Source organism: Cnuella takakiae (genome assembly GCF_001953305.1).
In the GTDB taxonomy this organism is placed as follows: Bacteria; Bacteroidota; Bacteroidia; order Chitinophagales; family Chitinophagaceae; genus Flavisolibacter; species Flavisolibacter takakiae.
The window spans coordinates 5,004,243-5,013,518 of sequence record NZ_MTFE01000010.1; the positions used below are offsets into that span (position 1 = coordinate 5,004,243).

Genomic DNA, 9,276 nt, shown 5'->3' on the forward strand with positions numbered 1-9,276 from the left:
GGAGCTTGCAGCTCGAAGCTTGTAGCCAACAGCCAACAGCTAATCGCCAACAGCTACCTCCTACGGCACCAGCACCACCTTTCCCTGCGTATGGTGCGACTCGATCTGCCGGAAGGCTTCCGCAGCATCTTCCAGTTTATAAGTAGCGGAAACTTTTACTTTCAGCCCGCCGGCGTCGGCCAGTTGCGCCAGCTCACCTAACTGGGTAGCGTTAGGCTCCACAAAAACATAATGAAAGTCGATGCCTTTATCCAGGTCGGTGCCCCGGTTGAGGATGGACACCAGGCGGCCACCCGGCTTCAGAGCAGGTAAACTGTTGGTCAAAGTGTCGCCACTGGCACAGTCGAAGATCAGGTCCACACCTTCAGGAACAAACCGCTTTACCTCTTCCGCCAGTTGCGGGCTGTTATAATCAATACTGCCCACCGCACCCAGTTCGGTCATAAAGGCATGGTTGCGGGCACTGGCCACCCCTATTGCTTTGGCTCCCCTGCTTTTGGCTAACTGGATACCCAGGCTGCCTACCCCACCCGAGGCACCCAGGATCAGCACGGTTTGGCCTGCCTGCAACCCACCCGCGTCGAATAGGGACTGGTAAGCGGTAAGCCCAACCAGCGGGATGCCTGCAGCTTCCTCCCAGGAAAGCTGTTGCGGCCGCAGGGCCAGGTAACTTTCCGGCAACACGATGTATTCGGCAAAAGAGCCCCACTGTACCACCGGCCGTCGGGCATAGCCATACACTTCGGCACCTACCGGGAAGCGGCGTGCGGCAAAACCACGTTCCTCAATAACACCGGCAACATCCCAACCGGGAATGGCCGGAAACTGTACCGGGATAAAACTGGACAGCATGCCCCTGCGCACACCGGCATCTACGGGGTTGATGGCAGCAGCTTTTACCCGCACCAGCACTTCGCCTTCTTTCAGTTCGGGAACGGGCAGTTCGCCCACTTCTAATACTGCTATCTCGCCAAACTGGCGGTAGTACACCGCACGCATGGTTTTGCTCATAACTGTGTTTTAAGAAACCAATACTTGTTGCTCCATCACGGCCCGCACCGAGGCTTCTTCGCCCGAAAAGGGCCCGGACACTTCTATTTTGAGTGTGGCCATGGCTGCCGCAAAACGGCCCGCCTCGGGAATGGCAGCACCCCGCACTCTTTGGTATAAATAGCCGGCCATATAGGTATCGCCGCAACCCGTGGTGTCGATGGTATGTGCCGGTGCATAGGCAGGTATGGCGTACAAGACCTCGTCGGCGCAAACCAGGGATCCCTTGCTGCCCAGGGTAACGATGGCTTCCTGCACGCCCCACCGGCACAGAATACGGGCACCGGCTTCCACGTCGGTGGTGCCGGTAAGCACTTCCAACTCTTCTTCGCTCACCTTGAGGTAATGGATAAAGGGCAGCCAGCGTTGTTTGGTGCTCCAGTCGATAGGCACCACCTTTTCGCCCACCACCTTGCGCAGGTAACCCTGCACATCCAATGATACACGGCCCTTGGCAGCCAATAGGGCAATGGCCGCTTCGGAAATATCGCCAGCTACCAGCGGACCCAGGTGAAACACTTTTGCGTTGATCCCTTCCAGTTGGGCAGTGTTAAAGGGCGTAGCCTCCTGCAATACTTTCTGGGTGCGGTGGTCGGGGTTGTGGCCATAGCGGTTTTCAAAAACAACGGTATGGGCTGCATCGAGGGTGCGCACGGCAATGCCTATGTTTTGCAAAACATGTACGGCATCACCTGCCAGGTCGCCGGCAGCCGTTACAAGCCCATAGCGCAGGGGCATACGGCTAAGGGCATGCGAAAAATACCAGGAGGTGCCGCCAGCCATCTCCACGCTGGACTTGGGGGTGATGACGCGGTCGAGCGTGAGGTGGCCGACACAACAGAGGTCGAAAAGGGCTGGGTGGGACATAAGGATGGTTGGGTTTGGTAGGCTTATCCAGAAAACACTGCAGTGGCTACAGCAAAATTCACACCCGCCCGGTCCTTCCAGTTTGATCCTGCTGGTTAGTATGCTACCTGCCTGCACCCTGCCATACGCACCCGAACAATGCGCCAACAGTTTTGTTATTTCCCTTATATATGCAGTCAGGACATCGTACAACAAAAAACATTGCGCTGATCGGCGGTGGGCCTTCGGCCCTTTTTCTATTCAAGCGGCTGGTGACGGCAGGCACGAAAAACATAAGGATAACCGTATTTGAACAGGGCGCACAGGTAGGAGCAGGCATGCCCTACAGCACCGAGGGGGCGAGCGAGGAACATGTGACCAATGTGTCGGACAACGAGGTTCCATCCATTGTTACTTCCATCGCCGAATGGCTGCCCACGGCTCCTCCCGAACTGCTGGAGCGGTTCGGTATCAACCCCGCCAATTTCAACGAGTATAAAGTGCTGCCACGCCTTCTTTTTGGCGCCTACCTTTCTGCGCAGTTCCTCCTGCTGCACAACCAGGCCCTGCAAAGCGGCCTGCACACAACCCTTTGCCGCAACACCCAGGTTACCGATATCATCGATGATGCAGGGAAACAAAAAACAACGGTGGTTACCAGCCGGGGCAGCCACACCTTCGATGCCGTGGTAATTTGTACGGGGCACAAATGGCCCAAACACCACGAGGGCAAAGTGCCGGGCTGGTTCGACTCGCCTTACCCGCCAGCCAAGCTGCGGCTGAGCCTGAACGAGCCGGTTGCCATCAAGGGGGCTTCGCTTACGGCCATCGATGCGGTACGCACCCTGGCAAGGGCCAATGGTTCTTTTTACGACCTGCCCGATGGCACCATTGGTTACCGCCTCCGGGAAGAAAGCAAGGCATTCCGGCTGGTGATGCATTCGCTGGGCGGGCTGCTGCCCGCACTGCGGGTACACCTCGCCGATCCGCTGCTGTCGCCCAACCTGGTACTCAGTCCGGAAGAGATAGCTACGCAAATGGCGGCGAACGACGGGTTCATCCCGCTCGACTACCTGTTTGAATGCAACTTCAAGGAACCCCTCCGCGAGCACGACCCCCAATTTTACGAGCAGGTAAAGGACCTCACGCTGGAAGCATTTGTAGACCGGATGATGACCATGCGGGAGGATACGGACGCATTTACCCTGCTGAAAATGGAATATGCGGAAGCTGCCGCTTCTATCCGAAAACAACAGCCTGTGTTCTGGAAAGAAGCCCTCGCCATGCTTTCCTTTGCCCTGAACTACCCGGCCAAATACCTGTCGGCCGAGGACATGCTGCGGCTAAAACAGGTGCTCATGCCCCTGGTTTCGGTGGTGATTGCCTTTGCCCCGCAATCAGCTGCCCGCGAACTGCTGGCGCTCCACGAGGCAGGCGTGCTGACGCTGGTGCCGGTAAACCGGGACAGTAAGGTAAGCCCTAGGCCCGGAGGTGGCGCCCTTTACCAGTATACCAGTGAGGATGGCAGCCAACAGTCGGCACACTACAACCTGTTTGTGGATTGCACCGGGCAGCCTGCCCTTCCCTTTGAAGCTTTTCCTTTCCCTTCGCTCATAGCGGAAGGGGTTGTGAGCGAAGCCCTGCTCCCGTTCCGGTCGGCAAAAGAGGCCACTGCACAAAAAGAAGAAGGGAATGCAAACGTGGTACTGCGGGAAGGCCAGTGGCAGCTGGTGGTACCCGGCATCGCCATCAACGACGCATTCCAGGTGGTAGACAGGCAGGGCAAGGCAAACCCGCGGATCCATATCATGGCCGTTCCCTATATCGGCGGGTACAATCCCGACTATTCGGGACTTGATTTTTGCGAAACCGCTTCCGGCCGTATTGCGGCCAGCCTGCTGGCAACCGCAAAAGAGCTGCTGGCAGCTGAATCCCGTGTTGAAGAAGTGTAGTACGAGGCAAAAAACTGGCTACGGATAAATTGATTGGAGATGCTGAAACTAGTTCGGCATGACAACTAATCCCAATACCAAACCATCCTGCAATGCTTTTCCTCCGTTGCAAAAGCTACTTACCCCATTGCTCAGCACGGTCGAGCCGGAAATACCCCAGGTGGATCTCGTCTTCGGGCAGCTCCGTTTCCGCAGGGGTAAGCACCAGGCGGTACCGGTCTTTAACCGAAGGGGGCAGGATATCGGCAATGGCGTACACATCATCCACATCCACGCCGTACTTATCGTCGATATGTGCCGGTGCACCCTTAAAACCGGTGTGGCGGAAAAAAGCAGTCTGCTTCGCGGCCAGTACCGCCGCGGCTTTGTCCGGAGCGGCAACGATCATCTTGTAATGAAACTCGTCGAACTGGTCCTTTTTATACCCGCCCAGGTTGATGAAAAAGAGGCGGTGCATACCGGTATCCACTGCACCTTCCTGTACCTCCACGCGGTACCCATTTACCACGGTCACCGCCCGCCAGGCATCCACATGCAAGCCCTTACCGGCATCGGGCCAGAAGGCCCGCAGCCCGGGTACCAGGTCGGCGGCAGTTTCGGCAATGCCGAAGAACACATCGTGCTGCTCGGTGTGCCGGCCCGGTGGTGTGGCGCCGGCCAGCAGCATAAAAAGTCGGGGCATTGGCAAAAATTTAAACAGGAAAACTGGGGTGCCGGTACTATTACCCGCAGGGTATAGAATCGATTGAACCGGAGTTAAGATAAGAGAAATGCGGGTAAGCGGCATCTATACCAAACCTTGCCTATCCATGCAGCATTTCCATCCCTGTTTGCTGGTGGGCCAACCTGTTCCCGGCTGGCAGCCTGCGCAAATGGTTTAAACTATTATCCAACGGACTGGTCTACCAGATGGAGCAGGACGACAAAAAGACCCGGCATCCAGGGTTGCTTTTTACCAAAAGCCGGAGCGCTATAAAGTTTGCTGACTTGTGTCAAATGGTGCAACTTTTGTCGTCAAACCTCAGGTTTAATTTTTGCGGCCCCCTATTTTTTGGAAGCGCAAACCACCAATTGGGCCCTGTTTTGCAGACCCTGGTTGCTTTTACCTTTTAGCAGTTGTATCATGTCTCACCCCTTTGTAAACTATATTATTCTTGCAGATGACGATAAAGACCATGCATTTATTTTCAAGAAGGTGCTGCACCAGGTGGCACCCGATAAGCGGGTAGGTGTGGTGCAGGATGGGGAAGAGTTGCTGGCTGTATTGAAGGGGGTAAAACCGGAAGTATTGTTCCTGGATTTGCGGATGCCCTGCAAGCACGGGCTGGAGTGTTTACAGGAAATCAGGTGCAACCCCTTGTACGATGATATGAAAGTGGTGATCTATTCGTCTTCCTCGCAAATGAGCGATATACAGAAAGCCTACCTGCACCGCGCCAACCTGTACATGGTGAAGCCTTTTACCTCGGAGCACCTGCGCAATGCCCTGGAAACCATTTTCAGAAAAGACTCCTGGCATGAGGCCTACCTGAAAAAACACTATTTCATCAACAACAGGTTTGTTCCGTTCACAGCTTACCTGTAAATCGCGGCCAGGCAGCACATATTGTAGAGCATGATACATAGCGAAAAATCGTTGCGTATCAAAATCCTCAAAATCGCCAGCGCTTACCGTTTGTTTATGCTTTTAACAAGCTGGACCATTATTTGCTTAAACAGTTTCGGTTTTTCATAGGATATTGGATTAAAACGGGCTGGATTTCTATCCGGCCCTTCTTTCCAACACAACAACGCTTTTTACTTAATCGACATAGTTTTTTCTCATGTGATCCACATTACTAAAGCTTTTCACATAAGCAGTTAGTTTTGGTTGCGGCCTGCTGTTCCCAGCGGGCCTTTTTTATTTGCTAACGGCAGCTGAAAACAGGTGTGCCGGGCCTTCAAAGCGCCCGGCACACTATACTGCAGCGCATTCCCATAGGCTGCTACCCTGGTGCCGCCATATACTACCGGAGCTTTAGGGGCCTGTTGTGCTCAACCATGCAACACTTCCATTCCTGTTTGCTGGTGCGCCCACATGGCCTTGAAGGCATCGCTGGTGAGCAGCAATTGGTCAAAGCTGCCTTCGTCCACGATCCTGCCTTTATCCATGATGTAGATATAATCAAACTTGGGGAGCAGGTGCATGCGGTGGAGCGAAGAGATAATGGCCTTGTCGCGGAAGGCAGCAAAGAGCTCATCGTAGATCAATACCTCGGTGCGGGGGTCCACGCTGCTGGTGGGTTCGTCCAACAATACCAGTTTGCTGTCGCGGGCCGCCAGGATGCCACGGGCAAGGGCCAGCCTTTGCTTTTGTCCACCCGATAGGTTCACCCCTTTTTCCTTGATATCAGTTTGCAGGCCTTCGGGCATCTGCGCCACGATGGGTGCAAACTGTGCCTGGCGGCAGGCCTCGCTGATATCGGCATCGCTACAGGGCAACCCCAGGGTAATATTGTAGGCAATGGTATTTTCAAAGATCTCCGGCTCCTGCGGGAACAAGGTCACCGAGTCGTAGAGGTGTGCCATGGGCACGGCCTTGCCGTCTACCTGGAAACGGGTGCCCGCTTCGGGTGTATACAGGCCACGCAGCAGCGTCAGCAGGGTACTTTTGCCGCAACCGCTCTCACCAATCAGGGCAATGCGCTGGCCCCTTTCGATGCGGAGCTCCAGGTTGCGCAGGTGCTGTGCGGTCTTTTGCTTGCCCCAGCCGGTTTGGTAGGAGAAATTGATGTTGCGCAGGTCCATTGCCTGCCAGTCGGCGGGCAGTGCCGCAGGACCATCGGGCCGGTGGTTGGCAGCATAAGCTTCGGGGATGATGGCTGCGTTGTTGAGCGTGGTATGGAACTGCATGATCTCGGTGTACTGTCCCGCCACGTTCTGGAACACGCTGGTAAACTGGTTCACGTATCCCAGCAGGGTCAGCAGGCCGGCGATGGCAAACAGTTTGCCCGGCTCCCAGTGCTGGTACACATAACCGGCTACCACCACGCAGTAGATCAGCGTCACCACCATTTCGGCGGTAAACCATTTCCATTCATTTACCAATACTGTTTTACGGAAAGAAGGCAGCACCAGGCGCAGCTTTTGCGCCAGCCCGCGTTCCATGCTTTTCTCCAGCCGCAGGGTAATGACGGTGCGGATATTAGACAAGGTGTCGAACAGGTTGGCAGCCAGGTTGCGCTCCTTTTGGTGTACGAGGTTGGTATTCCGGATATAAGGCTTGTTGAATTTTGATATCACCGCGATGTTGATCAATCCAAGCACGATGGCAATGCTGCCAAAGAGCGGCGAAAAATACAGGATAGCCGTTACCGACAGTACAAACTTGCTGAGGGTATGGACATAGAAAAAGCCCTTGTCGAAAAAGCCGCGCAGGGCGTCATAAGCTTTCTGTAAGCGGTTGATGGTAGCGCCACTGTGGTTGTCCTGGTGCCATTGGGCAGGCAGGTGCAGGGTTTGGTGAAAACGCTGTTCCAGGAAGTTGCGGCCAATGTGAAAAGCCAGCGTGCGCTCAATGACGCGGCCTGGCCCGTGGAGGCTCCATTCCAGCAGCTTCAGTCCAAAATAGGCCCCGGCATAGAGCAGGGTATAACGCAACACCTGCTGGGTATCGGTCTGCACTTTGTTCACAAACCAGCCAAACACCAGCGGGTTGAGGGCCGCCACCAGGTTGGCCGCAAAAAACATCAGGTATACCAGCACATAGGTCTTGCGCTTATTGCCGGCAAAAGTCCAGGCAGTGCCCAGGAGCGAAAAGTATGGGTTTTTCATAGGATAGAGGATGATAGCGCTGCCCAAGGCAGCCAACCATTAAATAAAAGTAGCAGGTGTTATTGGTGCCGCCGGCATCCCTGGGTGGTTAAGTTCAACAGATACAGGAAAATGCCTATGCGAGGGTATGGAGATAACAGCACCGGCAACCACTGTCATGCAGCACTTGTTTCAGCATCTCCTTCTGAATACGGGTACTCCGATGAACTGAGGAGATTCTGCGACACCGGCATGACCACGTAAGGCAGGTCGATGATGCCAGGATGATAAGGGACCAATTCATCCCATCAAATATCCAATTCGTGTACCTCCCTGTCCGCCCTGTCCTCCCTGCCTCCGTGGTTCAACAACACTGGCTTAGTTTTGCGCCATGATCTCGTACGCACCGCTAACTCCTGAACACGCACCTATCCTTGCACAGATCGGCCGCACCAGCTTACTGGAATCGCATGGCCACAGCGCACCCACTGAAATCATGGAAGCCTATGTATCGCGTAGCTTCAGCGAGGAGGCCTGCCGCGCCGAACTGACCAACTCTGAAAATATATTTACCGGTGTTTGGTTCAACAACCAGCCTGCCGGTTATTCCAAGATCATCTGCAACACACCGCACCCGCAGGTGCCATTGTCACCCGTTACCAAGCTGGAACGCATCTACCTGCTTCAGGAATATTATGGTTTGGGTCTGGGCCAGGGACTGCTTGCCCGCGCCATCGAAACCTCCAAAGCCAATGGCGACCTCGGCATCTGGCTGGATGTTTGGAAAAAAAACGACCGCGCCATCCGGTTCTACGAAAAGGAAGGGTTTGAGATTGTAGGGGAAAGCAGCTTTGTGCTGACCGAGGAACGCACCAATCCTATTTGGGTGATGGTGCGGAGGTATTGAAAGGGGAAATGAATAAGCAGGGCAATTTCTCTAGTACGCTGTCATGCTGACGTCGCAGCATCTCCTGTAATCTTTGGAGTACCTGTGTAAGGGAGGAGATGCTGAAACAAGTTCAGCATGACAGTCTCCAAGTGTTCTATCATCCCGACGTCGCGGCATCCCCGCCTTCTGTAAGATACTTGACATGCACAAGGAATCTGTTTATTTTAAATGAATGCTACGTCCTGTTGAACCTTATGCAGTGTACATCATGGGTAATGCTCATGGCACTACCTTCTACATCGGTATTACAGGCAACCTGCACCAACGAATCTGGCAGCATAAAACAGGGCATTACGGAGGTTTCACGCACAAATACAACTGTCACCATCTGCTGTATTTTGAAACCTATACGGACGTGAAACAAGCTATTGCAAGAGAGAAAAACCTGAAGAACTGGCGACGGGATTGGAAGATCAATCTTGTTAAACAGAAAAACCCTGAACTAAGGGATTTGGCGGCCGGCTGGTATGCAAAAAACTAATTCGGCACGAGATGCCGCGACGTAAGCATGACGGTGAACTCAGGTTCTGTCATGCTGAACTTGTTTCAGCATCTCCTTCTGTATACAGGTACTCCGATGTACTGAGGGGATGCCGACATACGTCGGCATGACAGTGAACTCGGACACTGTCCTTTAGACTTGCACTTGTAAATACACAGGAGCTTTAGCCTTTGTTTCAGTACACT

The 9,276-nt window shown here is 54.1% G+C and carries 8 protein-coding genes; 4 read left to right on the plus strand and 4 right to left on the minus strand.

Features of this window, described 5'->3' with window-relative positions; genetic code table 11:
* Nucleotides 1-60: 60 nt before the first annotated feature.
* Together BUE76_RS21435 and BUE76_RS21440 are read right to left on the minus strand one after the other, a co-directional pair.
* Complete coding sequence (locus BUE76_RS21435; protein ID WP_083596551.1) at nucleotides 61-1,011, minus strand: NADP-dependent oxidoreductase; 951 nt, start codon at nucleotides 1,009-1,011, stop codon at nucleotides 61-63.
* Nucleotides 1,012-1,020: 9 nt separating this feature from the next.
* Nucleotides 1,021-1,917, minus strand: coding sequence for a PfkB family carbohydrate kinase (locus tag BUE76_RS21440; RefSeq protein ID WP_073044083.1), 897 nt, complete (start codon nucleotides 1,915-1,917; stop codon nucleotides 1,021-1,023).
* Nucleotides 1,918-2,087: 170 nt separating this feature from the next.
* Here BUE76_RS21440 and BUE76_RS21445 point away from each other — a divergent pair, with 170 nt between their 5' ends.
* Nucleotides 2,088-3,848: an FAD/NAD(P)-binding protein gene (locus BUE76_RS21445; RefSeq protein ID WP_073044081.1), complete on the plus strand. Its 1,761-nt coding sequence runs from the start codon at nucleotides 2,088-2,090 to the stop codon at nucleotides 3,846-3,848.
* Between the two features lie 115 nt (nucleotides 3,849-3,963).
* Here BUE76_RS21445 and BUE76_RS21450 read toward each other — a convergent pair whose 3' ends face one another.
* Entirely contained in the window at nucleotides 3,964-4,530 is a 567-nt protein-coding gene (locus tag BUE76_RS21450; protein WP_216820696.1) for a DUF1543 domain-containing protein, read from the minus strand.
* 441 nt (nucleotides 4,531-4,971) lie between these two features.
* Between BUE76_RS21450 and BUE76_RS21460 the strand changes: the two genes are divergently transcribed.
* On the plus strand, nucleotides 4,972-5,433 hold the full coding sequence (locus tag BUE76_RS21460; RefSeq protein WP_073044076.1) for a response regulator: 462 nt from the start codon (nucleotides 4,972-4,974) through the stop codon (nucleotides 5,431-5,433).
* A gap of 449 nt (nucleotides 5,434-5,882) precedes the next feature.
* On the opposite strand, the gene BUE76_RS21465 is transcribed toward BUE76_RS21460, so the two are convergent.
* Complete coding sequence (locus BUE76_RS21465) at nucleotides 5,883-7,661, minus strand: ABC transporter ATP-binding protein (protein ID WP_073044417.1); 1,779 nt, start codon at nucleotides 7,659-7,661, stop codon at nucleotides 5,883-5,885.
* A 370-nt stretch (nucleotides 7,662-8,031) separates the two neighbouring features.
* Here BUE76_RS21465 and BUE76_RS21470 point away from each other — a divergent pair, with 370 nt between their 5' ends.
* Both BUE76_RS21470 and BUE76_RS21475 read left to right on the plus strand, forming a co-directional pair.
* On the plus strand, nucleotides 8,032-8,547 hold the full coding sequence (locus tag BUE76_RS21470) for a GNAT family N-acetyltransferase (RefSeq protein ID WP_073044074.1): 516 nt from the start codon (nucleotides 8,032-8,034) through the stop codon (nucleotides 8,545-8,547).
* A gap of 214 nt (nucleotides 8,548-8,761) precedes the next feature.
* A complete protein-coding gene (locus BUE76_RS21475) occupies nucleotides 8,762-9,070 on the plus strand; it encodes a GIY-YIG nuclease family protein (protein WP_073044072.1) in 309 nt (102 codons plus the stop codon).
* The last annotated feature ends 206 nt before the right edge of the window (nucleotides 9,071-9,276 follow it).

Bases quoted from the DNA above. Each gene is read 5' to 3' on its own strand.
- BUE76_RS21460 (WP_073044076.1), top strand. From the start codon at position 4,972: ATGTCTCACCCCTTTGTAAACTATATTATTCTTGCAGATGACGATAAA.
- BUE76_RS21435 (WP_083596551.1), bottom strand. From the start codon at position 1,011: ATGAGCAAAACCATGCGTGCGGTGTACTACCGCCAGTTTGGCGAGATA.
- BUE76_RS21440 (WP_073044083.1), bottom strand. From the start codon at position 1,917: ATGTCCCACCCAGCCCTTTTCGACCTCTGTTGTGTCGGCCACCTCACG.
- BUE76_RS21475 (WP_073044072.1), top strand. From the start codon at position 8,762: ATGCTACGTCCTGTTGAACCTTATGCAGTGTACATCATGGGTAATGCT.
- BUE76_RS21450 (WP_216820696.1), bottom strand. From the start codon at position 4,530: ATGCCCCGACTTTTTATGCTGCTGGCCGGCGCCACACCACCGGGCCGG.
- BUE76_RS21465 (WP_073044417.1), bottom strand. From the start codon at position 7,661: ATGAAAAACCCATACTTTTCGCTCCTGGGCACTGCCTGGACTTTTGCC.
- BUE76_RS21470 (WP_073044074.1), top strand. From the start codon at position 8,032: ATGATCTCGTACGCACCGCTAACTCCTGAACACGCACCTATCCTTGCA.
- BUE76_RS21445 (WP_073044081.1), top strand. From the start codon at position 2,088: ATGCAGTCAGGACATCGTACAACAAAAAACATTGCGCTGATCGGCGGT.